At 65.7% G+C, this 25,733-nt stretch carries 19 protein-coding genes; 7 read left to right on the top strand and 12 right to left on the bottom strand.

The genetic code is table 11. The features are described 5' to 3' along the window. A partial coding sequence (locus E2F46_RS09320; protein ID WP_133321800.1) for a GMC family oxidoreductase occupies positions 1-1,184 on the bottom strand: 1,184 nt, incomplete at its 3' end. A gap of 101 nt (positions 1,185-1,285) precedes the next feature. On the opposite strand from E2F46_RS09320, the gene E2F46_RS09315 reads away from it, so the two are divergent. Continuing rightward, a complete protein-coding gene (locus tag E2F46_RS09315) occupies positions 1,286-2,683 on the top strand; it encodes an NTP/NDP exchange transporter (RefSeq protein WP_133321799.1) in 1,398 nt (465 codons plus the stop codon). Between the two features lie 4 nt (positions 2,684-2,687). Continuing rightward, positions 2,688-3,038 carry a DUF1304 domain-containing protein gene (locus E2F46_RS09310; protein WP_133321798.1) on the top strand — a complete coding sequence of 117 codons (351 nt, stop codon included), beginning with the start codon at positions 2,688-2,690 and terminating at the stop codon, positions 3,036-3,038. Between the two features lie 174 nt (positions 3,039-3,212). Here the strand turns inward: E2F46_RS09310 and E2F46_RS09305 are convergent, their stop codons facing one another. From E2F46_RS09305 to E2F46_RS09295, 3 genes are all read right to left on the bottom strand, one after another. Beyond that, complete coding sequence (locus E2F46_RS09305) at positions 3,213-3,590, bottom strand: hypothetical protein (protein ID WP_133321797.1); 378 nt, start codon at positions 3,588-3,590, stop codon at positions 3,213-3,215. Between the two features lie 2 nt (positions 3,591-3,592). Beyond that, the gene (locus E2F46_RS09300; RefSeq protein WP_133321796.1) at positions 3,593-4,066 is read right to left on the bottom strand and encodes a hotdog fold domain-containing protein; all 474 of its coding nucleotides are present in this window, start codon (positions 4,064-4,066) and stop codon (positions 3,593-3,595) included. 129 nt (positions 4,067-4,195) lie between these two features. Next, positions 4,196-6,670 carry an acyl-CoA dehydrogenase gene (locus tag E2F46_RS09295; RefSeq protein ID WP_133321795.1) on the bottom strand — a complete coding sequence of 825 codons (2,475 nt, stop codon included), beginning with the start codon at positions 6,668-6,670 and terminating at the stop codon, positions 4,196-4,198. 188 nt (positions 6,671-6,858) lie between these two features. Between E2F46_RS09295 and E2F46_RS09290 the strand changes: the two genes are divergently transcribed. The 5 genes from E2F46_RS09290 (at position 6,859) to E2F46_RS09270 (ending at position 15,552) form a co-directional block, all read left to right on the top strand. Next, complete coding sequence (locus tag E2F46_RS09290) at positions 6,859-7,464, top strand: TetR/AcrR family transcriptional regulator (protein WP_133321794.1); 606 nt, start codon at positions 6,859-6,861, stop codon at positions 7,462-7,464. Positions 7,465-7,635: 171 nt separating this feature from the next. Then, complete coding sequence (locus E2F46_RS09285) at positions 7,636-9,417, top strand: phosphoenolpyruvate carboxykinase (GTP) (protein ID WP_133321793.1); 1,782 nt, start codon at positions 7,636-7,638, stop codon at positions 9,415-9,417. Positions 9,418-9,664: 247 nt separating this feature from the next. Beyond that, positions 9,665-12,289 (top strand): TonB-dependent receptor plug domain-containing protein, encoded by a 2,625-nt coding sequence (locus tag E2F46_RS09280; RefSeq protein ID WP_133321792.1) that lies wholly within the window; start codon positions 9,665-9,667, stop codon positions 12,287-12,289. 82 nt (positions 12,290-12,371) lie between these two features. After that, positions 12,372-13,931: a tetratricopeptide repeat-containing sulfotransferase family protein gene (locus tag E2F46_RS09275; protein WP_133321791.1), complete on the top strand. Its 1,560-nt coding sequence runs from the start codon at positions 12,372-12,374 to the stop codon at positions 13,929-13,931. 22 nt (positions 13,932-13,953) lie between these two features. Next, positions 13,954-15,552 (top strand): class I SAM-dependent methyltransferase, encoded by a 1,599-nt coding sequence (locus tag E2F46_RS09270; protein ID WP_133321790.1) that lies wholly within the window; start codon positions 13,954-13,956, stop codon positions 15,550-15,552. Here E2F46_RS09270 and E2F46_RS09265 read toward each other — a convergent pair. From E2F46_RS09265 to hslO, 8 genes are all read right to left on the bottom strand, one after another. Then, positions 15,546-17,153, bottom strand: coding sequence for a sulfotransferase family protein (locus tag E2F46_RS09265; RefSeq protein ID WP_133321789.1), 1,608 nt, complete (start codon positions 17,151-17,153; stop codon positions 15,546-15,548). The genes E2F46_RS09270 and E2F46_RS09265 overlap by 7 nt on opposite strands. 122 nt (positions 17,154-17,275) lie before the next feature. Beyond that, positions 17,276-18,568, bottom strand: coding sequence for an aspartyl/asparaginyl beta-hydroxylase domain-containing protein (locus E2F46_RS09260; RefSeq protein WP_165967416.1), 1,293 nt, complete (start codon positions 18,566-18,568; stop codon positions 17,276-17,278). A 231-nt stretch (positions 18,569-18,799) separates the two neighbouring features. Continuing rightward, complete coding sequence (locus tag E2F46_RS09255) at positions 18,800-19,489, bottom strand: putative 2OG-Fe(II) oxygenase (RefSeq protein ID WP_165967415.1); 690 nt, start codon at positions 19,487-19,489, stop codon at positions 18,800-18,802. 104 nt (positions 19,490-19,593) lie between these two features. Then, on the bottom strand, positions 19,594-20,097 hold the full coding sequence (locus E2F46_RS09250; protein ID WP_133321786.1) for a hypothetical protein: 504 nt from the start codon (positions 20,095-20,097) through the stop codon (positions 19,594-19,596). A 118-nt stretch (positions 20,098-20,215) separates the two neighbouring features. Then, on the bottom strand, positions 20,216-20,689 hold the full coding sequence (locus E2F46_RS09245) for a hypothetical protein (RefSeq protein ID WP_133321785.1): 474 nt from the start codon (positions 20,687-20,689) through the stop codon (positions 20,216-20,218). A gap of 163 nt (positions 20,690-20,852) precedes the next feature. Continuing rightward, positions 20,853-23,633: a TonB-dependent receptor plug domain-containing protein gene (locus tag E2F46_RS09240; protein WP_133321784.1), complete on the bottom strand. Its 2,781-nt coding sequence runs from the start codon at positions 23,631-23,633 to the stop codon at positions 20,853-20,855. Positions 23,634-23,818: 185 nt separating this feature from the next. Continuing rightward, positions 23,819-24,625, bottom strand: coding sequence for an XOO1806 family protein (locus E2F46_RS09235; protein WP_207949558.1), 807 nt, complete (start codon positions 24,623-24,625; stop codon positions 23,819-23,821). A 186-nt stretch (positions 24,626-24,811) separates the two neighbouring features. Then, positions 24,812-25,717: an Hsp33 family molecular chaperone HslO gene (gene hslO / locus E2F46_RS09230; protein WP_133321782.1), complete on the bottom strand. Its 906-nt coding sequence runs from the start codon at positions 25,715-25,717 to the stop codon at positions 24,812-24,814. Positions 25,718-25,733: the final 16 nt, after the last annotated feature.

The raw sequence follows: 25,733 nt of genomic DNA, 5'->3' as shown, positions 1-25,733 counted from the left end.
CCCCGGCTGCGCGGGCGCAGGAAGCAGGCGTGCAGGGTGTAGCCGTCGCCGGGCAGGCGGTGGCGGCCGTGGTCGTCCAGCATCGCCGGCACGAAATGGAACTGGATGTCCGGGCGCGCATCCGTTGCGAGTGGCGAACGGACGAAGCCGCCGGCTTCGGCGATGTTGCTGCTGCCGGCGCCGCGACGACCGCGCAGGTAGTAGTCGAAGCCGATGCGTGCGTCGCTGAGGCGGTCGTAGGTCACGCGCTGGGTGGAATGCCAGAGCGTGCAGATGTCGAGGTGGTCCTGCAGGTTGGCGCCGACCTGTGGCGCATCGTGCACCACGTCGATGCCGTGCGCGCGCAGCTGGGCTGCCGGACCGATGCCCGACAGCATCAGCAGCTGCGGCGAGTTGATCGCGCCGCCGCACAGCACCACTTCGCGCGTGGCCGGCTGGTGATAGGCGGTGCCGCGCGTGGTGTAGATCACGCCGCTGGCGCGACCGTGTTCGAACGTGATGCGACGCGCCAGTGCGCCGGTGACGACCGTCAGGTTGGCGCGCTTGCGCACCGGTGCGAGGTAGGCCGCGGCGGCCGAGCACCGTGCGCCGTCGCGCTGTGTGACCTGGTACAGGCCCACGCCTTCCTGCACGGGACCGTTGAAATCGGGGTTGTGCGGGTAGCCTGCCTGCGTTCCCGCCTCGATGAAGGCTTGCGACAGCGGATTGACGTGGCGCAGGTCGGACACGCCCAGCGGCCCGTCGCCGCCATGCAGCGCATTGGCGCCGCGCGTGTTGCCTTCGCTGCGCCGGAAGTAGGGCAGCGCCGCGTGCCAGTCCCAGCCGGTGGCGCCGGCCGCCGCCCAGGCGTCGTAGTCGTCGGGCAACCCGCGGATGTAGCACATGGCATTGATCGAACTCGAGCCGCCCAGCACCTTGCCGCGCGGCCACCAGAGCCTGCGGTTGTCGAGGTTCGCCTCCGGTGCGGTGTCGTAGTTCCAGTTCACGCCCTTGCGGTTGACGAGTTTGGCCAGTCCCGCGGGCATGTGGATGAACGGGTGCCAGTCGCGCGGTCCGGCTTCGAGCAGCAGCACGCGCACCGCGGGGTCTTCGCTGAGCCGGTGGGCCAGCACGCAGCCCGCGGAGCCGGCGCCGACGATGATGTAATCGAACGTGGGCGCGGCGCTGGCAGGACGGACGGGCATCGCGGCAAGGTAGGTGCGCGGCATAGAGCATTTGCTCGGCGCGTATGGCGGGATCGTGCCGCATCGGCTACCGTGCGCGTGGCCACGGCCGGAACCTTCGGATGAGCAGCGAACACGGCGGCACCCCATCGGCCAACACCCTCGGCCGCTTCCGTGCCGCGCTGGGCGAGTCGCCGCCGCTGTTGTGGTCGTTCCTGTATTTCTTCTGCCTGCTGAGCGGCTACTACGTGCTGCGCCCCGTGCGCGAGGCGATGATCGCCTCCAGCGACGTCACCGCGGTGTTCCCGCCCGGGCTTGTCGCGTTCTTCGCCGAACGCGGCGTGGCGCTGGGGGAATTCGTCCCGCAGTTCGTCTTCACTTCGGTCTTCCTGATCATGCTGGCGCTGCAGCCGGCCTACGGCTGGCTGGTGAGCCGGTTCGCGCGACGGGTGTTCCTGCCGGTGATCTACGGCGTGTTCATCGCAACCTTGCTCGCGTTCTACGCCATGTTCGACAGTGGCGTGCAGGGGCGTGGGCTGGCCTTCGTGCTTTGGCTCACGGTGTTCAACCTGTTCGCGGTGGCGGTGTTCTGGAGCTTCATGGCCGATGTGTATACCAACGAGCAGGCGAGGAAGTACTACGGCTATGTCGGTGCGGCAGGCACGCTGGGCGCGTTCCTGGGGCCGCTGCTGACCGGCCTGCTGGTGCAGCGGCTGGGCATTCCCAACATGATGCTGGTGTCCTGCGCACTGCTGGCGTTGTGCGTGGTCTGCATCCTGCGCCTGCGCCGGTATGCGGTGCTGCGCGAACAGGCGCTGGGGCAGAAGAGTGGCGAGGTGCCGATGGGTGGCGAGGTGCTGGCCGGCCTGAAGCTGGTCGCCAGGGAGCCGCTGCTGCGCTGGATGGCGCTGATGGTGGTGCTGGGCGTGGGCGTGGGCACGCTGCTGTACAACGAACAGATCGCGATCGTGCGCGCGGCGTTCGAGACCGCGGAGCAGCGTACGGCGTTCTTCTCAAGGATCGACCTGGCGGTGAATACGCTGACGCTGGTGGTGCAGTTGCTGGTTACGCGCGCGCTGATGTCGCGCTTCGGCATCGCGCCGGCGCTGCTGATCCCGGGCGCGGCGGTGATCCTCGGTTTTTCGGTGTTGTCGGCATCGCCCTTGCCGATCATCGTCGCCATCGTGCAGGTGGTCACCCGCGCCAGCGAGTTCTCGCTGGCCAAGCCGGCGCGCGAGACCATCTACACGCGCGTGGGCCGCGAGTGGCGCTACAAGGCCGGCGCGGCGATCGATACCGTGATCTATCGCGGCGGCGACCTCACCTTCGTCTGGGTGCACAAGCTGCTTGCGGCGTTCGGCTCGAACTTGGTGTTCGGCGCTGGACTGGTGATTGCTTCGGGCATGACCTTCAGCGCCTGGCGACTGCTGAGGGAAGAAGCGAAGCTGCCGTCCGAGCGCTCGCCGAGGCCGCTGGACAAGTCCGTGACCGAGGCCGGCCAACTGGCCGGTGGGAGGTGATGCGATGCCGATGATGGCGAGTGCGCTGGTGGTGCTGGTCGCGCTGCTGCACCTGTATTTCCTGGTGCTGGAGATGTTCCTGTGGACGCGCCCGCTGGGCCTGAAGACGTTTCGCAATACACCGGAGCGGGCGGAAGCCACGCGCGTGCTGGCGGCCAACCAGGGTCTCTACAACGGTTTCCTAGCCGCCGGCTTGCTGTGGGGGCGGTGGACCGCGCAGTGGAACGTGGTGGTGTTCTTCCTGCTGTGCGTGGTCGCGGCCGCGCTGTACGGTGCGTGGAGCGTGAGCCGCCGCATCCTGGTGGTGCAGGGCGTGCCGGCGATTGCCGCCTTGGTGGCGATTTCGTTGTCGTAGGGGCGGGGCATGCCCGCGACTGCTGGCTCGCGCGGGCGATTCGTTCCCGTTCGCGCCCATGGAGCGCTCCTGCAGGGGCGCGTCGCTCTTTGCAGGAGCGGGCCACGCCCGCGACCGGCCTTCGAAGGCAGTGCGTTCCTCATATCCGAAAGCCTGCCCCGTAGCGCGGTGCGCCTACGCAAGCAGCGGCCATGCGAACAACGCGGCGCCGAGCGCGAACAGCGCGGTCAGGCCGTGCACCAGCGGATGGTTGACGCGCAGCCAGACGAACTGTCCGGCGACGCGGACGGTCCAGAATATCGCCATCCCCGCGAGCACCGCCCTGCCCAGCGGCGTGGTCACGAGTTCCGCGGGATACAGCAGGCACAACGCGCCGACGCCGGCGAAGACCCAGATCAGCTGCACGTTGGCGATCTGGATCACCGCCCGGTTGGCGAGGGTGGTGTCCTTGAGCGTCCGTGGCCAGCCGAACAGCCGCCAGAAGCCGGCGTGGAACAGCGCGAAGCCGAAGCTATGAAGCGCGCACAGCAGCAGGATGGCGTCGCCGCGCATGCTCAGGGCATCCGTTTCGGCGACACCCACATCGCGATGCGGGCGCGGAACACGGCCTCTCCCCCGGGATCGGACACCACCACGTCCACCGGCAGTTCATAGCCTTCGGCCGCTTCGCGCGGTTCGAAGGCCGGGGTGGCGATGGCGCGCATGGTGCCGATGGCCTTCTTCGGGTATTCCACGGTCATCCCTTTCGGGATCCAGCGCATCGACGCCGGGATGCTGACGTCGATGGTCAGCCCGCCCACGAACTCGGCCAGGTTGCACAGCGCGATGGCGTGCACAGTGCCGAGGTGGTTGGTGACCCGTCGACGATGCCGCAGCGTCGCTTCGCCGCGACCCGGTGCCAGCGACACGATGCGCGGGGAGATGCTGCCGAAGTAGGGTGCCTTGAAGCACACCAGCCGGGAGAACAGCCAGTGGCCGAAGGGCTTGCGGCTGAGGGACTGGTACAGCTGGAGGATGCTTGCGCTCATCGGATGTTTCCGGGATCGGTTCTTTCGCCGCGTGTGCGGGGAAGCAGAGACAGATGGCGCGGCTGCGGTTGCCCCCACCCCGACCCTCCCCCGTAAACGGGGGAGGGGGAATGCGCGTCGCGGTGGGCGTCAGGCCGCTTCGCGCGACTCGCGTGCGTCGTGATTGCCTTGGTAGCCGGCCGAACGCAATTCCTCCGCATCGAAGTCGTCGACGCTGATCGCATCGATGGTCAGTTCGCGCAGCTCCTCCAGCTGCGCGCGCTCGTCGGCGGTGATCCAGCCTTCGCGCACGCCTTCGTCCAGCTGCGACTTGAAATCGAGCGCTTCGATGTCGCTGCTCTTCAACGCCTTGAGGAACTTGCGCTCGACCGGTTCCGCGGCGATGGCCTTGGCCAGGTAGCTGTTGATGCGGCCGCCGGGATTGTTGGCGCACGGGGTCAGGAACACGCCGCTGGCAAGCCGGTCCCGCGCCTCGTTGGGTGACATCAGCAGCGCCGCGACGCGATGGCTCAAGCGGTCGCCCGGCGGTACGGCGCGGCGGCCCCAGGGGAAGATCAGCGCCCACATCAGCCAGCCCACCGGACGGATGGGGAAGTTGCGCAGTGCCGCCGACAGTGCCACTTCGATCTTGTGCACGCTGTCGTGGAAGGCCCAGGCCAGCAGCGGCTGGTCGCCCTGCGGCGCGCCTTCGTCGTGGTAGCGCTTGAGCATCGCGCTGGTCATGTAGACGTGGCTGAGCACGTCGCCCAGGCGCCCGGACAGCGACTCCTTGAACTTCAGCTTGCCGCCCAGCAGCAACATCGACACGTCGGCCATCAGCGCCAGGTTGGCCGAGTAGCGGTCCAGCTTGCGGAAGTAGCGGCGGGTGTAGTCGTCGCCAGGCGCCGCGCCGATCCTGGCGCCGGTCAGGCCGAACCAGAACGAGCGCACCGCGTTGGAGATCGCGAAGCCGATGTGGCCGAACAGGTTCTCGTCGAACTCCTCCACCGCCTGCGCGAAGTCGGGGTTCTGCGCCGCCTTCATTTCCTTCATCACCCACGGGTGGCAGAGGATCGCGCCCTGCCCGAAGATCAGCAGGCTGCGGGTCATGATGTTCGCGCCCTCCACGGTGATCGCGATCGGCGAGGCCTGCCATGCGCGTCCGCCCAGGTTGCGCGGGCCGAGGATGATGCCCTTGCCGCCCACCACGTCCATGAAGTCGCTGGCCACCTGCCGGCCCATCTCGGTGCAGTGGTACTTGGCGATGGCCGACGGCACCGACGGCACGTCGCCGCGATCCACTGCGGCCGCGGTGGCCTGCGACAGCGCGCTGGTGGCGTAGGCCTTGCCGGCGATGCGCGACAACGCTTCCTCCACCCCCTCGAAGCGGCCGATCGACAGCCCGAACTGCTTGCGGATGCGCGCATACGCCCCCACCACCACCGCCGCCTGCTTGGTGCCGCCGCTGGCGGTGGAGGGCAGGGTGATGGAACGGCCCACGGCCAAGCACTCGTTGAGCATGTTCCAGCCGAAACCGGCCTTGTCGACGCCGCCGATCAGCTGGCTGAGCGGAATGAAGACTTCCTTGCCCTTGATCGGCCCGTTCTGGAACGGTGAGTTGAGCGGGAAGTGGCGACGACCGATGTCCACGCCGGGGGTGTCGCGCGGCAGCAGCGCCAGGGTGATGCCGATGTCCTTCGTATCGCCGATCAGGCCGTCGGGGTCGTACATGCGGAACGCCAGGCCGATCAGCGAGGCCACGGGCGCCAGCGTGATGTATCGCTTCTCGAACGTCAGCTTGACGCCCAGCACGTTCGCGCCGTTCCAGTCGCCCTTGCAGACGATGCCGTAATCCGGGATGGAGGTCGCGTCCGAGCCGGCGAACGGGCCGGTCAGGCCGAAGCAGGGCACTTCCTCGCCGACGGCCAGGCGCGGCAGGTAGTAGTCCTTCTGCTCCTGGGTGCCGTAGTGCATCAGCAGTTCGCCCGGACCCAGCGAGTTGGGCACGCCGACGGTGGAACTGACCACGCTGCTGACCGAGGCCAGCTTCTGGATCACCTTGTGGTGCGCCAGTGCGCTGAAGCCCAGGCCGCCGTATTCCTTGGGGATGATCATCCCGAAGAACTTGTTGCGCTTGATGAAATCCCACATCTCCGGCGGCAGGTCGGCATGGACGTGGTTGATCTGCCACTCGTCGGTCATGCGGCAGAGTTCTTCGACCGGACCGTCGAGGAAGGCCTGCTCTTCCGTCGTCAGCTGCGGCTTGGGATACGCGAGCAGCTTGTCCCAGTCCGGGTCACCGGTGAACAGTTCGCCCTCGAAGCCCACCGACCCGGTCTCCAGCGCAATGCGCTCGGTCTTCGACAGCGGCGGCAGCACCTTGCGGAAGAACTTCAGCAGCGGCGCGGTCACCAGCGCCTTGCGCACCGGCGGCACCAGCAGCGGAATGGCGATGGCCGCGACCATCAGCGCCGCGATCAGGGTGGCGGTGGCGTTGGCGCCCAGCAGCCAGCAGGCGACCAGCAGGGTCGCGGTGATCGCGGCCCACCACGCCAGCCGCAGCCGGTGGTAGGCGGCGAAGGCGCCGGCCAGCAGGAACGCAAGGAAGGGGATCGCGATGCTCATCATGCCTCTCCGGGGCTGGGCGTGGACCCGATCGCCATGATGCGCGCGTGAGCGGGGACGCCACGTGATACAACCGTACGCTTGAGTATGGTGAGGCTTCCGGGTGTTGTCAACGCGCTACGCGGCGCCGGGACGGGGAGGGCGGCACGATACTTTTCCCTGCCCCAGCGTATGGATACACTCGGCCCATGACCTCATCCGCACTTGATGAAGCGGCGTCGGCCGCTGCACCGGAACGTACCGGGCGCCTGAGCGCCGACGACTGGGCGCAGGCCGCGCTGGACCTGATCGCCGAACAGGGCGTGGCCGCCGTGGCGGTGGAACCGCTGGCGCGCCGCCTGGGCGTGACCAAGGGCAGCTTCTACTGGCATTTCCCGTCGCGCGATGCGCTGCTGCAGTCGGCGCTGGAGCGTTGGGAACACGTGGAGCAGGAAGCCGTGTTCGGCGCGCTGGAGCGCGTGCCGGATCCGCGCGAACGCCTGGCGGCGCTGTTCCAGATGGTGGCGCACGAATACCAGTCGCACGTGATCTACAGCGCGCTGCTGAAGGCGCAGGACCATCCCGCGGTACAGCCGGTGATCGAGCGGGTCTCGAAGCGTCGCCTGGATTACCTCACCGCGTCGTTCCGGCAGACCGGGCTGGGTCGCGAGGATGCGCAGCATCGGGCACGATTGACCTATGCGGCCTATGTCGGCTTCCTGCAGCTGAACCTGCAGTTGCAGCAGGCGCGGATGCCACAGGAAGAGTTCGAAGCCTATGTCGAGCACCTGACGAAGACGCTGGTCCCGGTCTGACCACTCCCGTCGCCGCAAAGGCGACCGCATTCGCATGACAGCGTTGGACATCGCATGCGCATGCATGCGCATGTGGCATTGCCGCGAGCGACTTCGCGCTTGCCCCGATACACTCGCGCCATTGCGACACTTTTCGGCAGCGATGCCGGTTCTGTTTTGGGAGGACCACCGATGAATGCCGTTCCGCGCCCGCAGGCGTCGCCTGCGCATGGCAGCCGTCTGGCTGCGCTCAATGATTGGGTCGCCGAGGTTGCGGCGCTCACGCGTCCCGACGCGATCCACTGGTGCGACGGCAGCGACGCCGAGTACGCGTCACTGCTGGAAGGCATGGTGGCCGAGGGAACCTTGCTGCCGCTGAACCAGCAGACGCATCCGGGCTGCTACCTGCACCGGTCCGATCCCGACGACGTGGCCCGCGTCGAGCACCTGACCTTCGTGTGTACGCGCGAGCGCGACGACGCCGGCCCCAACAACCACTGGATGCCCCCCGCCGACGCGCACGCGAAGATGGATGCGCTGTTCGATGGCTGCATGCGCGGCCGGACGCTGTACGTGGTCCCGTACTGCATGGGCCCGATCGATTCGCCGCTGGCGCGCTGCGGGGTGGAGATCACCGACTCGCCGTACGTCGTCGCCAACATGCGACTGATGACGCGCATGGGCGTGGACGCGCTGTCGCGGATCGAACGCGAAGGCGCGGACGGCAAGGTCTTCGTGCGCGGGCTGCATTCGACCGGCGAGCTGGATCCCGAACGCCGCTTCATCATGCATTTCCCCGAGGACCTGGCAATCAAGTCCTTTGGTTCCGGCTACGGCGGCAACGCGCTGCTGGGCAAGAAATGCCACGCACTGCGGCTCGCGTCATGGCAGGCCCGGCAGGAAGGCTGGCTGGCCGAACACATGCTGATCCTCGGGCTGGAGACGCCGGCCGGCGACACCCATTACATCGCCGCCGCCTTCCCCAGCGCCTGCGGCAAGACAAACCTGGCGATGCTGATCCCGCCGGCGTCGTACCGCGCCAAGGGATGGAAGGTCACCACGGTCGGCGACGACATCTGCTGGATGCATCCCGGCGAGGACGGCCGGCTGTGGGCGATCAATCCCGAGGCCGGCTATTTCGGCGTGGCCCCGGGCACCTCGGCCAAGACCAACCCGAACGCGCTGGCCATGATCCAGCGCGACACCATCTATACGAATGTCGCCGTCACCGACGACAACCAGCCCTGGTGGGAAGGACTGGACGACCGCGTGCCGGCATTCGACTGGCAGGGACGCCCCTTCGACCCGGCCAACGGTCCGGCGGCGCATCCCAATGCACGTTTCACCGTCCGTGCGCGGCAGTGCCCCAGCTGGTCGCCGCGCGCGGAGGATCCGCAGGGCGTGCCGATCTCGGCCATCGTCTTCGGCGGCCGTCGCTCCACCCTGGTGCCGCTGGTATTCGAGGCGCGCGACTGGACCCACGGCGTGCAGGTCGGCGCCTCGATGGGGTCGGAGACCACGGCCGCCGCGACCGGCGCCGTCGGCGTGATGCGCCGCGACCCGATGGCGATGAAGCCATTCTGCGGCTACCACTTCGGCGACTACTTTGCGCACTGGCTGTCGTTCGACAAGCCCGGCGCGAAGCTGCCGAAGATCTTCCACGTCAACTGGTTCCGCAAGGGCGAGGACGGCAAGTTCCTGTGGCCCGGCTTCGGTGAGAACATCCGGGTGCTGGAGTGGATGGTGGCGCGCGTGGACGGTAGCGTGGTGTCCGGCGAGGACAGCGACATCGGCCTGTTGCCCACCCGGACGCAACTGGACCTGGATGACATCGCCCTCGCAACGGAGGACCTGGATCGCTTGCTGGGCATTGAACATGACGCATGGGCCGTCGAGCGCGATGCGGCGGTGGCGGACCTGAACGCGTATGGCGTCCGGCTGCCGGTTGGCCTTGGATCGAGCGACCCGGCTTGACCTTGCTGAACCCGGGGCAACAACCGAATGGAGCTACGTCCGTTCTTCACTGGGTTTGCATAACCATCTGTTTTTCAAAGGATTAATGCTGACTATCCCATAAGTCACGGATGCCTGTTTGCACTTCCTTTTTTTGTAAAAATTGCATTATTCTTCCGCCACCTTCCGCCAGCACCTGACGGCGGTCGACCCATTGGCCCGGAAATTCTGGACCTCTCGCTGTCCCACTCTTCGAGAAAGATCCCCAATGACAAATCTCAAGAAACTGCCGGGCGCAATCAAGCTCGCGCTGTTCGTCGGTGCTGCATCCGTCGTACCCGCCAGTGCAGTTGCGCAAGACGCTGAACCCGCCGAGAACACCTCCGCCGCCACGCTCGATCGCGTCCAGGTGACCGGTTCGCGCATCAAGCGCGCCGAGATCGAAGGTGCGCTGCCCGTCACCGTGATCACCCGCGAGGCCATCGAGGTCAGCGGCAAGACCACCGTCGCCGACCTGCTGCAGAACTCCACCTTCAACTCGTTCGGTTCCAACAAGCCTGCCTCCGGTTCATCGGCGCAGTCGATGTCCGAGCTGAGCCTGCGTGGCTTGGGCGGCGGTCGCAGCCTGATCCTGATCGATGGCCGTCGCCTGCCGCTCTCCCCGCAGTTCAGCGAGGCGGGTTCCGACCTCAACTCCATCCCGCTGGCGGCAGTCGAGCGCGTTGAAATCCTGACCGACGGTGCCTCCGCCATTTACGGCGCGGACGCCATCGGCGGCGTGGTCAACATCATCACCCGCAAGGACTTCAACGGCGTCGAGGCCACTGTCGGCATCGGCAACGCGCAGTACGGTGGCGACACCGAGTCCGGGTCCGTCGTCGCTGGCATCGCCGGCGAGCGCGGTCGCATGCTCGGTGGTGTGTCGTACGCCAACCGCGACATTTCCTACATTCGCAACCTGCCGTGGATGCAGGGGCGCAGGGGCCCGTCGTCCAACGCCAACAACTACTACGTCCCGGCGGTCAATCCGATCAACGGCAATGTTTCGCCGGGCAAGTTCATTTCCTCCGTGCCCGGTGGCTGTGACAACCCCGGCTTCTGGCAGGATGGCGCGGTCTGCCGTTACGACTACAACCTGGTCGCGGCCGACACGGCTTCGCTCGAGCAGAAGTCGCTGTTCCTTCGCGGTGATTACCAGATCACCGACGACTGGTCGGTCTACCTGAACTCCAGCCTGACCCGCGTGAGCAGCTTCGGCCGCTTCGCGCCGACCCTGGCTGACACGGGTATCTTCATCCCGGCCGCAAGCCCCAACAACACGACCGGCCAGGACGTGGTGCTCAAGCACCGCTTCGCCGCCATCGGCCCGCGCGACAACTTCGACGACACCGATACCTACGACACCACCCTTGGCTTCAACTGGCAGGCGACCGACAGCGTGGCAGTGGACTTCGGCATTCGTCGCGCCGAGTCCAAGTTCCAGTCGCTGGGCCGCAACTACGTCAACATCCCGATTGCTACCGCGCTGATCCAGAGTGGCCAGTACAATATCTTCGATCCGCTCGGCAACCCGGAAAGCGTGCTTGGCGCCGTTCGTGCAACCACCGGCCGCGACAGCTTCTTCAAGGAAGACGAGATCTACGCCATCGGCACCTTCGACCTGTTCGAACTGTCGGGTGGACTGTCGGGCCTGGTCGTCGGTGCGGAGCACCACAAGCAGGATTTCGCCGACATCTATGACTCGCAGTCCGAAGCCGGCAACATCGGTGGTTCGTCGGGTAACTCAAGTTCGGGTTCGCGCGACTACACGTCGGCATACTTCGAATGGCTGCTGCCGTTCACCAGCCAGTTCGAAGTCAACGTGGCAGCGCGTTATGACTCGTACTCGGACTTCGGCGATTCGTTCGTGCCGAAGATCTCGCTCCGTTACCAGCCTCTGGACAGGCTGACGCTGCGTGCCAGCTACGGCGAAGGCTTCCGCGCTCCGCCGCTCACCATCCTCAACTCGAAGGATGCCTTCTCCGCCGACAGTGTCGTCGACGCGGACACCGCCATCGCTTACGGCCAGCCCCCGGGCTCGACGCTGCAGATCGACGGCCTGCGCGTGGCGACCCCCGACCTGGAGCCGGAAGATTCCAAGCAGTGGTCCGCTGGCGTGGTGTGGGACCCGACCGACTGGCTGAGCCTGAAGCTCGACTACTACAACATCGAGCTGACCAATTCGATCCGGTTCTTCTCGGCGCAGACGGTCATCAACCGCGAACGTAACGGCACCTTCCTGCCGGCCAGCCTGTACACCGTCCGCGACCCGGTGACCAACGCGCTCCTCCAGGTGCGTGCCGGTTACGCCAACGAGGGCTTCATCGAAACCGATGGCTTCGATTTCAGCGCCGTGACCAGGCTGGATCTGGGTGCCTATGGTTCGTTGAGGAACAACCTGCAGGTCAGCTGGATCAACAAGTTCGAGACGGGTGGCCCGAACTCCGACACGACCGACTTCATCAACACCACCGACACGCCCCAGTGGCGCGCGACGCTGCTCAACGAATGGGAGAAGGGCAACTTCTCGCTGGCATGGGCGATCAACGCCATGGACCAGACCGTGTCGTACACCGAGGACTACCTGGTCAACGACCTGGGCTATACCTGCCAGGACATCGTGGACTTCGGCTACCTGTCCACGAATTGCGGCAACGACAAGGCGTACATCACCCATGACGTGTCGGTCAGTTACAAGGCACCTTGGGAAGGCCGGTTCACCATCGGCGCGATCAACGTGACCGGCAAGGAGCCGCGCCTCGACCAGTTCGGCTTCACCCCGCCGTACTACAACAGCTCGCTGTACTACGGCATCGGCCGCGAGGTGTACTTCCGCTACACCCAGAACTGGTAATCGCAGCTCTGGCGAGTCAACGAGGGGCCCCGTCCGGGGCCCCTTTTTTTGCATGTAAGATGGACCAGTAGAACCGCAAGACATGACGAACGGGGTTATGCCGCACATCGATGAATGGTTGTCGCGCGCGCGACAGGCGATCGCGGCCAGGGACATGGCGGGTGCCACGGCGCATTACCGCAAGGTGCTGGAGTCAGGCGAGAATCCCGAAGCCTTCCTGCACCTGTCGAGTTTCGAAGCCAGGGCGAACGACAATTACCGGAAGGGGCGTGAGTACGCGTTGCGCGCCCTGCCTTCCGCGACGGGGCTGCCGGCCTTGGTCCCCAGCGTCCTGTTGTGCCTCAGGCATTTCGAGGAATCGGCCGCCATGCGCCGCTACATCGATGCCTCGCCCTTCCTGCGTGGCATGGCGGACCCCAAGACCCTGCACCTGGTGTCCGCCCAGTTGAGCTGGCTCGGCGACCAGGCCAGCGCGATCGACTTCGTGACCCTCGCCATGCGGCAGGCACCGCAGATGCCGTCGCTTCGCCTTGCCAGGGCGACCATGGAACTGTTCCTCGGTCGTTTCGACGACGCCGAGGCGGACATCATGGCGTGCCTCCGCCAGGACCCGGGCTACGCGAATGCCTACTGGGTGCTGGCGTGGATGCGCAAATGGAATGCGGACAACCACCATGTCGACGCCATCCGTCGCGCACTGGACAGGCCCTCGCAGAAGGCGGTGGACAAGACGAGGCTGCTTTATGCGCTGCACAAGGAGCTTGACGACCTCGGGGACGTCGCGGGCGCCTTCGCCGCGCTGGATACGGCCAGTCGCATGCACCGTGCGGCGCACGGCTACGATATGGAAGACACGCGCCGCCTGTTCTCGAAGCTGAAGCAGATGCCGGTCCAACCGCCGGTGGCTGCGCGAGGCGAGGGATTCACCCCGGTCTTCATCGTCGGCATGTACCGATCCGGCACGACGTTGCTGGAGCAACTCATGGGTGGCGACCCCGGCGTGTTCAACGCTGGCGAATTGCACGACATGGCCGCGCGCATTCGCCTTGCGACGGATCACTATTTCCCCAGTGCGATCGACCCGGTGGCCATCGACCGCGTCCCCGGGGTGGATTTCGCCGAACTCGGCCGCCAGTACATGCAGGGCGTGGCCTGGCGATTGAATGGACATACGCACATCACCGACAAGTGGCCGCCCAACCACATGAATGTGGGGTTCATCTGCCAGGCGATGCCCCACGCCAAGATCATCCACATGTCGCGTGATCCGGTGGAAACCTGCTTCTCCAACTTCCGCGAGCTGTTCGCCCACGCGGCGGCCTACTCGTACGACCAGGTCGAGTTGGCGGACTACAACAACCAGTATCGTGACCTGATGCAGCATTGGCATTCGATGTTCCCGGGTCGCATCCTGGACGTCACCTATGCCGACCTGACCCGCAATACCGAGGCGACGATGCGCAAGGTCGCCGACTTCTGCGGCTTCCCGTTCACCGACAAACTGTTGCAACCAGACTCGCATGGCAAAAGCGTCGCCACGGCCAGTGCGGTGCAGGTCCGGGAGAAGGTGGTGGTGCGCGACGTACCCAAATGGGCGCCCTACGAGAAATACCTACAGCCGCTGATCGACGGCCTGCATTGAGGCCCGCGCGGCCCGGAGAGCCATGGAACCCGTCAACCACGAAACCAGAGCGCGCTACGACGACCTGCCCTACAGTTCGTATGCATACCAGTACAGCGCGCCAGAGCAGCTTGCCGCCGTTGCCAGCCTGTTCGGACTACCGTCGGCCGGGATAGCGACTGCACGTGTCCTTGAACTGGGCTGCGGGGCAGGCGGCAACCTCGTGCCGGTCGCATTGCGCCACCCCGCATGCAAGGCCGTTGGCGTGGATATCTCGCGCATCCAGATCGACGAAGGAAAGGGGGTGATCGACCGGCTCGGGATCGGCAATATCTCCCTGGTCGAAGCGGACTTGCTCGAGCTCGACGCAGAGTCGCTCGGCGAGTTCGATTACATCATCGCCCATGGCGTCTACAGCTGGGTCCCCCGACAAGTGCAGGAAGCGATGCTGGCATTGATCCATCGCTGCCTTGCCCCGGATGGCGTGGCTTACATCAGCTACAACACTTATCCCGGTTGGAAGACGAAGGAGATCGTCCGCGACGCAATGCTGATGCACGGCGGCGCGCGACCGACTGCGACCGAGCAGGTGGCCTATGGCCGGTCCATGCTGGGTTTCCTGAAGCAGACGGCACTGGCGGGCGGGCTGACCGCCGCAGCGGTGGACGAGTGCATGGCGCAGGTCATGAACGGACCGATCGACTACGTGGCCCACGAATACCTCGCGCCCTACAACCAGCCGTGTTACTTCCACGAGTTCGTCCGGCGCGTGGAGAAGCATGGGCTCGCCTATCTCGGCGAGGCGCAGCCATCCATGATGATGCCATCGAACTACAACCCGGAGTTGTCGCGCCAACTCTACGGCGCGCTTGGCGGGGACCAGGTGCGCGTGGAGCAATACCTGGATTTCGCGGTGAGCCGCGTGTTCCGGCAAACCCTGCTGGTTCATGCCGAGCGCGCGGCCGGTCTACGCTGGGAACTCGATAGAGGGGCATTGCACGGCATGCACTTCGCATCGCGCCTGGCCACCGTGGGCGGGCCGATCGTGCTGGATGGACAGCCGCAGGAGTTCGTGGCGCCACCGAATACGGCGAACATCAGCGTCGCCCTGAGCGGGATCAAGCAAGCCATCGACCTGCTGGCCAAGACATGGCCGGGCACGGTGACGCGCGACGAAATGATCAGGTACGCCTACCAGACGCAAGGCGGGAATGACGCCGTATCGGCCGAGGTGCTCGGCGGTGCGATCGACGAACTGTGCGAGAAGCTGGTGCTCCGTGGCATGGCGCAGGTGCGCCTGGCCGCGGTGGCCGTGGTGCCTGCCAGCGGCGACCGGCCTGTCGTGGATCCCGTCGTGCGGAAGCAGCTTGCCTCGCTGGCCCCGCACCGCAAGCACGTCGCGAACGCATGGCACGACAGCGTGGAGGTGATGGATATCGACCGCCTGCTGTTCCCGTTGATGGATGGCACCGTGGACCGGGCGGAGCTGATCGCAGCGACAGTCGACGCCCTGCGCGATGGGCGCTTGTCGCCACCCGTGGACGGAAACAACGACCTGGGTACGCATGCCTCGGCAGCCGTTGCCGACATGCTCCAGCGCATGGAGCAGTCCGCAGTCCTGTCGAGGTCGCCCGTTCAGTAGCGCTGGCCGATCTCCGACAGCCTCCACACAAGTGGCGTGAGGTACTCGCTGTAGGGTTGCCACTTGGGACGCAAGGGCAGGCTCGGCTTGCGCCGGACCTGGACCGCGCTTGCGGTATTGACGCTCTGCGAGTTCGCTTCCGCCTCCAGCATGGCCGACTGGTATTCGACCCCGAGGTGCGCGGCCACGCGCTTGAGTTCCGAAGCGGGATCCGCGGCGAGCGCGGCGTAGGTCACGTCGTGGATCCGACCGGGGAAGCGCTGGCGCCAGTGCTGCATCAATGCAAAATACTCCCGATAGTAGTCGGCCAACTCCACTTGGTCGTATGAATAGCGGCAGGTGGTTTCCGAGAATGGCTCGCGGAGGCTGGAGAAGCAGGTTTCGATCGGGTCGCGTGACATGTGCAGGATCCTGGCGCCCGGCAAGGCGCGCAGGATGAACCCGAGATTGAGGAAGTTCGAGGGGAGCTTGTCGGTCACGAAGCGCTGGCCGGGGTAACGATAGGCCACTGAGTCAAGATAGCCTGCCCCAATGCTGGCATAGTCGAAACCGCCCGACGCCTGGATGATCTGGTGATCCAGTTCTGTGCTGCAATGGTGATCTGCCGCCAATCTCAGCTGGCTGGTGAAGTCATACAATTCCCCGCCCGCGCAGATTTCCGTGTGCCCGGACAGCAGATGCTCCAGTAACGTCGTGCCCGAGCGGTGCATGCCTACAATGAAGACGGGGGTGAACGGGGCGTCCGACATCATGGATGGAGGGCTCGACCCATCGGCCGGCAGCGCCTTGAGCATCGAAAACAGCCGCTTGTTGTCCTCCGCCGAGTAATCCACCACTTGCCGCATCGTCTTGCAGGCCAGGTCCAAGGCGTCGGCGGCGTCGGCATGGTGTCCCGCGCCATCGAGTTCCCGATGAAGGGCATACGCGAGCAGCGCCTTGTTCGCAGGCGCGTTCGCACGGCTTGTTTCGCGCTTCAATGCGTCAACGTGGATGGACCCGCCCCCATGCCGCGGCAAGCGCGACAGATGCCACCACGCAGGCGCATGGCCGGGGTTGATGCGTAGCGACTCCATGAAATGCCGCTCGGCCTCGTCGAAACGCCCGAGGTGGGTCATCGCCAGTCCGATCTCGGACTGCAATGCGCTGGAGCCGGGATGTCGCGCTGCAGCCGCTTGCACGTGTTGCAGGGCCGATTGCGGCTGGTTGAGGACCTGCATCAGCAACGAGAGCAGCAACGCAACGTCGGGGTCCTCGGACAGTGTCGGCGGAATGCGCGGAATGAAGTCGTGCAACTCGGGGATGAGGTTGAACGTCTTGAGTCGGCGTAGCAGCTGCATGCATTGCCGCTTGTTGCGGATGCCGGCGCGATACGCGGACAGGGTGTAACCGCGCGCCAGTCGATAGTTGTCGTCGACGGACTCCAGCCTGGATCGCTGGATCAGGACGCCGGGATGATGGGGTTGCGCGGCCAGCATGGCATCGCTGATCTTGCGGGCGCGCGCGAGGTCGCCGGTCCTGATCGCGTTGCGTACCTGGACGAGTTGGTGCTCGATGCCGGAGGCGGGCGTGCCGCCACTAGGGGGGGCGCTGGAGATCGGCAATTTACGGATCCTGCTGGTATCGTGGTTGTCGTATCGCCGTTTCGTCGGCGTGCCCGCTCATGTGAGGGGACGACGTCGTGGCACAGGCAGTCGCCAATGCGTGGCTCCGGCGGGACGTACGCTCAAAGTTCGCCCATGTCGATGTTGTCGTTGTATTCGAGGATGCCGGCGATGGTTTCGCTGACAAGTTGCCTCTCCAGGTCGCTCAACATTGGATGCCAGACGTCGAAGATCAGCACGACGCGCAGACGATCGCTGTTGTTCCAGGCTTCGTGCAGGATCGTGTCGTCGAACATGACCAGTTCGCCGGGTTTCCAGGCGTGGGTTTCACCGCCGACGCGCAGTGCGCAGTCCGGAGGGATGATGAGGGGCATGTGCACGGTCAGGCGGCTGTTCGTCGCGCCATGGTGCGCGGCGATGTGGGTTCCCGGCTTCAAGGCAGAGAAGAAGCTGACTGGAGCACGATTGGGAACGATGCACATGGGGGCGTTGTCCGCCAGCGCTTCCACGGTCAGTGGACACCGCTGCGCATGCTCCTCGATGAGTTGGCCGCTCTTCCAGAAATAGTAGGCGCCCCAGTCCGGGTTGTTGTTCAACGGAGCGAACTGGCCTTTCGGTTCATCGTCCGGCATTTGCACATAGGGGACGAATTCCGCTTGCTCCTCGAGCAATGCCTGCAGTTCACGCAGCATGTCGGGGAACGCGGCTTCCACAGCCGGGGCCCAGTCGAAATCCTCGCGATGGAAGATCGGGATCGAGGGCAAGCGCGCGAAGGGGAGCGTAAGCGGCCTGGACAAAGCCATGTCGCGGCGACCGGTCAGCACGTCAAAGCTGTGCTGGAAACGTTCCAGCTTGCGGGGCGAGCCAGTGCGCATCAGGTCGCCCAGCCGTCCCTCCAGGAACTGACGAAGCCGCGCCTGGTTCTCCGCCACCATTCTCTGCGCATGCCCAACCAGCGATTGCAGCTCGGGCGCCTGACGCGCGGGTTCGGGCATGTACGCCAGTCCGGAACCGTAGGCGGCGGCCGCTTCGCGATCACGGCCTTTTGCCTCGAGCATGCGCGCCTTTTCCATCCGCGGGCCCCAGGCAGCTGGATCGGCCTTGATCGCGTCATCGATCGAGGCCAAGGCCGCATTCTCGTTGCCCAGGACGGCATGGACGCGGGATAGATGGGCGTGGGCCATCGCGAACCCCGGTGCTGCGGCGACCGCTTGCTCCAGCAGGTCGCGCGCCATATCGATGTCGCCGCGTTGCGCAGCCTGCATGGCCAGGCAATCCAGCGCGGGGGGGAAGCCTGGCTCCAGCTCCAACACCTTCTGCCAGCAGACGGCGGCGGAAATGGACTGACCGTCCTGCGCAAGGCGGTCGCCCTCAAGCATCAACGCGTTGATGCGTTCGTTATGCGTGTCGTTCATTGCATTGCGGACAGGCGGGGAAGCGAAGAGGTGCATTGTCGCGCTCTTGGGGCGGGCCTGCCAGCGCGCGTCAGGGGGTGGGGCAACCCATTGGCTATGTCGCCGGAGCTGGCTCGGGCATCCGTGCCTTGGCACGCCCTGGGCCTCGCTGCGTCGGCTGGTCGCTGCAGGCGGCATGGCGTGGCGCATGAGCGGATCGCAGGACTCCTGCCGCACCGCGGGACAAGGCCGTCACACGCCAGAAGGCGGGGTCGGTCGCTCCACGCCATCCATCCGGAAGCGTGCGTTGAAGGCCACGGTGATGCGCAGGCCATCGCCTTCCGGCTCGAAAGGCGTCACCTCGTGCAGCAGCCATGACGGGAAGATCACCAATTGCCCCGGCTTGAGGCGCGTCGGGATGCTCCCGATCTGGTACGGCGGCTTGAGCTTGTGGGATGCCATGTCGACGAACATCGTGTTCGACGCGAAAGGGTTGATGAAGGTGAGTTTGCCGCTGTCCTCATTGCCTTCGTCGCCTTCCTGGCAAACGCAGTAGACCCCGGACCAAGAATGCATGGGATGGTTGTGCACCCCGAAGTACCCGCCCCTGCGCGTGACGTGGAACCAGGATTCATACGCGATGTGCAGCCTCTGCAGCGTCTGGAGGTCGTAGCCGTTGAGTTCGCGGATGACCTGGTAGAGATTCGAGACGCAGAAGTCGCGTAGCCTGGCGACGGACGGCTGCCGCCAATCGAACAGCGTGAACTGGCTCTCGAAAAGCGACGCATTGCGATGCGTGAAAGGATCCGGATTGGCGTACTTGTCGCCATACGACTGGCATTCGACGAAGAACCGTCGCAGTTCAGCGTTCAGGGTATCGCAGTCCGCCATCTCGATGGTCGCGATGGGGACGGCGAAGGCGGTGATGATCGTCGAGGTCATGGCACGGCAGGTCGGCGCAGAGTATCTAGTGTAAGCCCGCGCCTCCATGGCGGGACGACGGCCGTCCGTGGCACGCTGCGCGCTGCTGCAGTAGCGCTGCGGGCCTAGAGTCCGGGAAGCACGCAGCCTGTGCCCTGCCCCATGCAAGGTGTCGCCCGCTGCTTCTGCATCGCATCCTCGCGGTCCCGCGCACGCCGCCGTTCGCGATCAGCCACGGTCATGCAGACCTGCTGCCGACGATGGCTGCCGGTGACCTGCGTGCGCGTGCATACCATCCTGCTGTCGGCGCGCGCGCCGGTGAGGATGGTGTTCACCTGCTCCTGATCGTTGAACAACTGCACCCTGGAATCCGACGGCAGGCCATCGATGTCATTCTCGCTGGCATCAAGCATGGTTTCCATGCGTGCCAACAGCCCAAGCACCGTGTCCCGATCAGACGGGGAGATCTCCGAGTAAGCATCGCCTGCCGACAAGTCCGCACGGATCTGCGCGGCCTGCACGGCGAACGAGCGGGCTTTCACGTCGAGATCCGTTTCGGACGCATGCGTGGCGTGGAGGAATGTCCACGCCAGGAGAATCCCGAGCAGCAGCATCTTCAGGTAGTTCAAGTCATTCTCCCAACCATGATCAGTTTCGCCGACCTTCGCAGGGTGTACTGCGGCGGGCGCGGATATTGCGAGACAGCATAGCAGCAGGGCTTGCCCGCGTTGGCGGCCCCGATGGTCCTCAAGGTTCGAGTGGGCGGCCGGGATCGGTGCGCATGGATCGATAGCGATCCAGGTTCTCGCGATCGGCTGCAATCTGGCGGTCGCGCTCGGCCTTCGTCGCGCAGACCTGCTGTTTGCGATGACTACCCGTGACCTGGGTGCGCCGGCAGATGATGCGGCTGTCCTCGCGTGCACCGGTGAGGATCGCGTTGACCTGCTCCTGGTCGTTGAACAGATCCACCCTCGCCTGCGTCAGAAGTGCGTCCACGGACTCGGCCGAGCCAAGCGTGGTTTCGATGCGGGTCAACAAGGCCAGCACGACATCGCGATCGGATGCGGATATCTCGCTGTACTCCTCGCCGGTGGCAATCGCGCTGCGGATCAGTTGCGCCTGCTGCGCGAACGGGCGGGACTGCACGTCCAGATCGCCCTGTGTTGCGTGGGCGGTCGACCCAAGCATGCAAAACAGCGCGAAGCCGAGTAGGGCATTCACGTTTCGCATTCAACATCCCCCTCTGGAAGTGAATGACGTCAATAGCACTGATCGCGCATTCAATTCAAGTTTCCGGGATCGCTGGCTCGATCGTTGCCGGCAGCCAAAAGAAAAGGGCCCCGAGGGGGCCCTTTCCGTAGTGCGTAGTGCAGTCCAGCCTGGATCAGAAGCGCTGGGTGTAACGGACGTAAGGCACGCGGCCCCACGGGTCGTACAGGAACGAGTCGTAGCTGGAACCGCCCAGCGAGGTGTCGAACACCGGGATCTTGTCGGCAACGTTGTTGATGCCCAAAGTGATCGTGGCGTTCCACGGCGCCTTGTAGTTCAGCTGGACGTCGTTGATGACGTACGACGGCAGGCGGTCCGGGAAGGTCTGCAGGCGGACCCACTCGGCCTGCTGGGCCGGCGAGCGGGCCTGGTTGCGCTCCAGACCCAGCCACTGGCGGTAAGCCGCCGACTGCGTGCCGTGGATGTAGCTGATGTTCCAGTTGACCGACCAGTCACCCATGTCCCAGGTGTTGGTCAGGATGCCACGCATGCGCGGATAGCCCGGCGTGCCGACGACGCTGGCTGCGCCGTTGGCCGCGTAGTTGCCGACGTAGCTGACGTTGAACATGTTGCGCAGGCGGCCCGCGGCACCGAAGTCGAAATTGGTGCGGAGGGTCAGGTCGTAGCCATCGGTTTCGATGAAGCCGATGTTGCCCGAACCGGTCTGGGCATTGACGATACCGCCGGTGACGGCGTCGAACTGCGCGCCCAGGCCCAGAGATTCGTTCGGCAGCACGGTGCCGGCCGGGAACACCGACAGGCCGCTCGGGCAGATCGACAGCACGCCACGCAGACAGCCGACGACGGTGGCCAGGGTGATGCCCTGGATCGACTCAGTGATCTCGATGTTGTAGTAGTCGAGGGTCACGTTCAGCCAGTCACCCGCATCCCACACTGCACCCAGGCCCCACTGCTTGGACTGCTCCGAACCCAGGTTCGGGTTGGAGATGCCGTAGGTGCTGACCTGCGTCTGGCAGCTCGGGGTGCCAGCCAGCAGCTGGCAGGTCTGCGGATCGGACGTCGCGGTGGCACTGAACGCGGTGCGCTGCGTCAGCAGGTTCAGCGGCGGCGCGCGGAAGCCCTCGCCATACGTCGCACGCAGGGTCAGGTTGTCCAGCGGCTGCCAGCGGAACGAGATCTTCGGGGCGAAGTCGCTGCCGTAGTCGCTATAACGCTCGTAGCGGCCAGCCAGGTTGATCTCGAAGCTGTCCACGATCGGGAACAGGATTTCGCCGTAGGCCGCGTACACGTCGCGACCGCCTGCAGCCGAATTGCCTGCCGAACCCACGATCTGGCCCGATTCGGACAGCGGATCGTAGATGTCCTGGTAGAACTCCTCGCGGAACTCCGCACCCAGCACGGCACCGGCGGTGCCGCCGGACATGTCGAACAGGTCGAACGCGGCGCTGCCGTAGACTTCCTTCTGCGTGGTCTTCATGTCGCGCGAGATGGTCGCGGTCATGCCGAGGCCGCGCGGATTGCCGGCGTACGGATCGTAGATGTTGTAGCAGCGGGCGGCCGTGGTGCAATCGATCACCTGCTGGGCAAGCCCACCGACCACGTAGTTGGTGCCCAGGTTGGTGGCACGCGACTCGACGTAGCGCGCGCCGAAATCGACGTCGAACGTGTCCATCACGCGGCCTTCGAAGCCGAGGCTGTAGTTGTACGTGGTGTTCTCGAGGAAGTTGTCGCGTTCACCCAGGGCCGCAAACCGGTGGAACAGGAAGATGTCTTGGCCGTTGAGCGACTGGTAGTACGGGTCAGCGGCATTCGGATTGTTGCCGCCGATGGTGCCCGGGTGGTTCGGGCTGCCCGCGCGCAGGCGGATGGCGCCGCCCGGCCAGGGGCTGGACGGCACCGCGGCGAAACGGCCGAAGCCTTCGGTGCGGCTGACGGTGGCGCCGAAGTACAGCATCCAGTCGTCATTGATCTGGTAGTCGCCGCGGGCGAACACGGCGGTGTTCTCCAGTTGCGTCAGGTTGGCCGACGTGGCCAGGTGGTTGAACTGGCAGACGCGCGCGGAATCCTGGTAGAACAGGTCGCTGTCGTCGCCATTGGTGCACAGGCCCGGGACGGCGGTGCCGAACGTCGGATGCGTCAGGCGCTGGCCTGCAGCACTCGAGGTCGAGAGCGAGAAGTTGTTGGAGAAGATCGACGCGCCCAGCAGGCCGGCTTCCGGGTTGTACCAGTAGTCGCGGTCACGGCTGTAGATCACGTCGCGGTTGGAGTACGAGGCACCGGCCAGCACGCGGCCACGCTCGCCGGAGCTGCCGATCACGAAGCTCATTTCCTCGGTGTCGCCGCCCGCAGAGGTGGGACGACCCACGCCAACGGTGAGTTCGGCACCTTCGAAGTCACGACGGGTGATGATGTTGACCACGCCACCCAGGGCGTCAGAGCCGTAGATCGCGGAGGCGCCGTCGGACAGGATTTCAATGCGCTCGATCGCCGCCATCGGGATCGAGTTCAGGTCCTGCGAGTTGCCGAGCATCGGGGCGGTCGGGGCGCGACGCCCGTCGATCAGCACCAGGGTACGGGCGGTGCCCAGGCCGCGGAGGCTGATGCCCGAGAAGCCGATGCCGGAGCTGCCGGAGGTCGACTGGAAGGAACCGAAGGAGTTGAAGCTGGTGTTGCGCAGGTAGTCGGACACCGACACGTCGCCGCTGGCTTCCAGCTGGGCGCGATCGATCACGACGACCGGCAGGGCACCTTCGATGTCGGCACGCTTGATGCGCGAACCGGTGACGGTGACGCGGTCGAGGCTGCTGGCGCTCTGGCCGGTCGATCCTTCCGAATCTTCCTGCGCGAATGCCACGCCGGTACCCGCCACGGCGGTTGCGCCGGCGACGAGCGCGAAGGTAATCGCGTCGCGGAGCTTGGTGGTCTTCAAGGTCATCTCTCTCTCCAAGTGAGTCTTGGGTTAATCCCCATGGGAACCATGCCGACGGGGCCAAGGTGGCCCTGAAAACGACACGGTTGACCCGATACTAGCGGCCCTTGACGAAAAATTAAAGTGTCGTTAACAAAACGACCGTAGAGTGTGATGACGACCGCAAGGTGCCGGCGACACGCCGGGAGGACTCAGAGGTCCTGTTCGTAGCGGACGTACGGGACAGTGCCCTCGTCCAGATTCTCATTATTGAGCGAGAATGGGTTCTTGCCGCGGGTGACGACGTTCTCCGCGCCCACTGTGAGCTGGCCACTCCACGGGGTGCGCCATGTCAGGCCGAGCCCCAGGCCTTCCCACTTGGGCTGGCCGGGGGTATCGACCACGCGGCCGATGATGTTGGCGCTGAAGGCGCCATAGCCGCCGCCCAGCTCGAGACTGCGGCTGCTCCAGCTGTCGGCCAGGCCGGCGGGAGCCGAGGCATACGGCACCAGGGTGGCCTTGGCGATGGTGCCGGCGATGGTGACGAATCCGCCGGAATCACCCACGTTGCGCTGGGCGTAGACGGTCAGGTCGTTGAAGTCGATCTCGTTGCTGCGGCTTGCGTTGCCGCGGGACAGCCAGGCCGGCAGGGCTTCACGGCTCTCGCCCACGGTCACGCCGAGACGGTTGTTGCCACGCCCGAACGCGGCCCCGGCGGTGGCACGGTTGCCGCTGAGTTCGGCCAGATTGCAGTTGTTGGCCAGGCTGTTGATGGCGCTCAGGCCGGCGGGACTGCACAGGAGTGCAAGCGAGTTGCCTGCGCCGATGCCGAACGCGGAATCCAGGGTATTGCTGCCGGCGCGCCACCGGGCGCCGGCTTGCGGAGTACCCGCAGTCGGCTCGAGGACGAGGTAACCGTGGACCTTGCCACTGGTGTTGTCGAGGATCGGCACCACCGCCTGGTCGCTGCGCTTGCCTTGCGCATGCGCGCTGCCGGCTGCCGCGCCAAAGGCGAGCAGGAGTGCGGCGGTCAAGGCGGCTAGGCGTGGTGACATGGTGCGTATCGGACCCACGGACCGGGCCGAAGTTCCTCCCCTTCGATGAAAATCCAGCCTACCGGATTTATGGATTGTTAACAATACCCTAACGCGCGTGTACAGCTTGTCAGTGGACTTGGGCCTGCCGGCGTCGCGCGGATGCCCGGATCACTGCAGGCGTTCCGGGGCCTCCGGCTGCAGTGCAGACTCATGGAACAGGCCCGCGACCTCTTCGGGCCCGAAACTGTACTGCTGCCCGCAGAACTCGCACTGGATGCGGGCGACGCCATCGATGATCGCGGCCTCGGCTTCCTCCCTGCCCAGGGACGCCAGCATGGCCGCCACCCGCTCACGCGAGCACGAACAGCCGAACCGGAGCGGCCGGTCGCCCAGCTGCTGCGGTGCGTCCTCGTGGAACAGCCGGTGGAGCAGGGTGTCGGTGGACACCGCCAGCAACTCGTCGCCGGCCAGTGTGTCGAACAGGGCGCCGGCGCGGGTCCAGCCGTCGGCATCCCCCTCGTCGCCGGGCAGCTTCTGCAGCATCAGCCCCGCGACGGCACCCTCGCCCACGGCCAGCAGCACGCGGGTCGGCAGCTGCTCGGACTGGCGGAAGTAGTCCTCGAACGCGCCCGACAGCGAGTCGGCTTCCAGCGGCACCAGGCCCTGGTAGCGGACCGGGTCGCGGCCGGGGGCTGACGGGTTTTCGATGGTGATCGCCAGTACGGCGCCCGGGGCGAGCGCCCGCAGGTCGCGCCCTTGTGCCAGCGCCACATCGCCATCCATGCGCACGATGCCGCGCAGGGTCCCGGCCGCCGTGCATTCGGCGAACAGGGTGCGCAGGGCGCCGTCGCCGCGTAGCTGCACCGAGAGCCGCCCTTCCACCTTGGCATGCCCGGTGAACAGGGCGGCCGCCGCGACGGCTTCGCCCAGCAGTTCGCGGATGGCCGCAGGCGACTGGTCGCGCGCGGCAATCTGCGCCCACGCCTCCCGCAGGTGGACGTGCACGCCGCGGACGCCGGCCTCGGGCAGCAGGAAGCGGGTCAGGCGATCGGAGATTTCGGGCGTGGACGTCATGGCGGTTCCGGGCGGG

The sequence above is a fragment of the Luteimonas aestuarii genome (assembly GCF_004357985.1).
Taxonomy (GTDB): Bacteria; Pseudomonadota; Gammaproteobacteria; order Xanthomonadales; family Xanthomonadaceae; genus Luteimonas; species Luteimonas aestuarii.
Note: the sequence above shows the minus strand (reverse complement) of the source record. Positions and strands in the feature narration are given on the sequence as shown.

Coding starts and splice junctions, on each gene's coding strand:
- E2F46_RS09290 (WP_133321794.1), top strand. CDS start 6,859: ATGACCTCATCCGCACTTGATGAAGCGGCGTCGGCCGCTGCACCGGAA.
- E2F46_RS09240 (WP_133321784.1), bottom strand. CDS start 23,633: ATGACCTTGAAGACCACCAAGCTCCGCGACGCGATTACCTTCGCGCTC.
- hslO (WP_133321782.1), bottom strand. CDS start 25,717: ATGACGTCCACGCCCGAAATCTCCGATCGCCTGACCCGCTTCCTGCTG.
- E2F46_RS09310 (WP_133321798.1), top strand. CDS start 2,688: ATGCCGATGATGGCGAGTGCGCTGGTGGTGCTGGTCGCGCTGCTGCAC.
- E2F46_RS09305 (WP_133321797.1), bottom strand. CDS start 3,590: ATGCGCGGCGACGCCATCCTGCTGCTGTGCGCGCTTCATAGCTTCGGC.
- E2F46_RS09255 (WP_165967415.1), bottom strand. CDS start 19,489: ATGACCTCGACGATCATCACCGCCTTCGCCGTCCCCATCGCGACCATC.
- E2F46_RS09300 (WP_133321796.1), bottom strand. CDS start 4,066: ATGAGCGCAAGCATCCTCCAGCTGTACCAGTCCCTCAGCCGCAAGCCC.
- E2F46_RS09260 (WP_165967416.1), bottom strand. CDS start 18,568: ATGAACGACACGCATAACGAACGCATCAACGCGTTGATGCTTGAGGGC.
- E2F46_RS09315 (WP_133321799.1), top strand. CDS start 1,286: ATGAGCAGCGAACACGGCGGCACCCCATCGGCCAACACCCTCGGCCGC.
- E2F46_RS09295 (WP_133321795.1), bottom strand. CDS start 6,670: ATGAGCATCGCGATCCCCTTCCTTGCGTTCCTGCTGGCCGGCGCCTTC.
- E2F46_RS09280 (WP_133321792.1), top strand. CDS start 9,665: ATGACAAATCTCAAGAAACTGCCGGGCGCAATCAAGCTCGCGCTGTTC.
- E2F46_RS09270 (WP_133321790.1), top strand. CDS start 13,954: ATGGAACCCGTCAACCACGAAACCAGAGCGCGCTACGACGACCTGCCC.
- E2F46_RS09285 (WP_133321793.1), top strand. CDS start 7,636: ATGAATGCCGTTCCGCGCCCGCAGGCGTCGCCTGCGCATGGCAGCCGT.
- E2F46_RS09275 (WP_133321791.1), top strand. CDS start 12,372: ATGACGAACGGGGTTATGCCGCACATCGATGAATGGTTGTCGCGCGCG.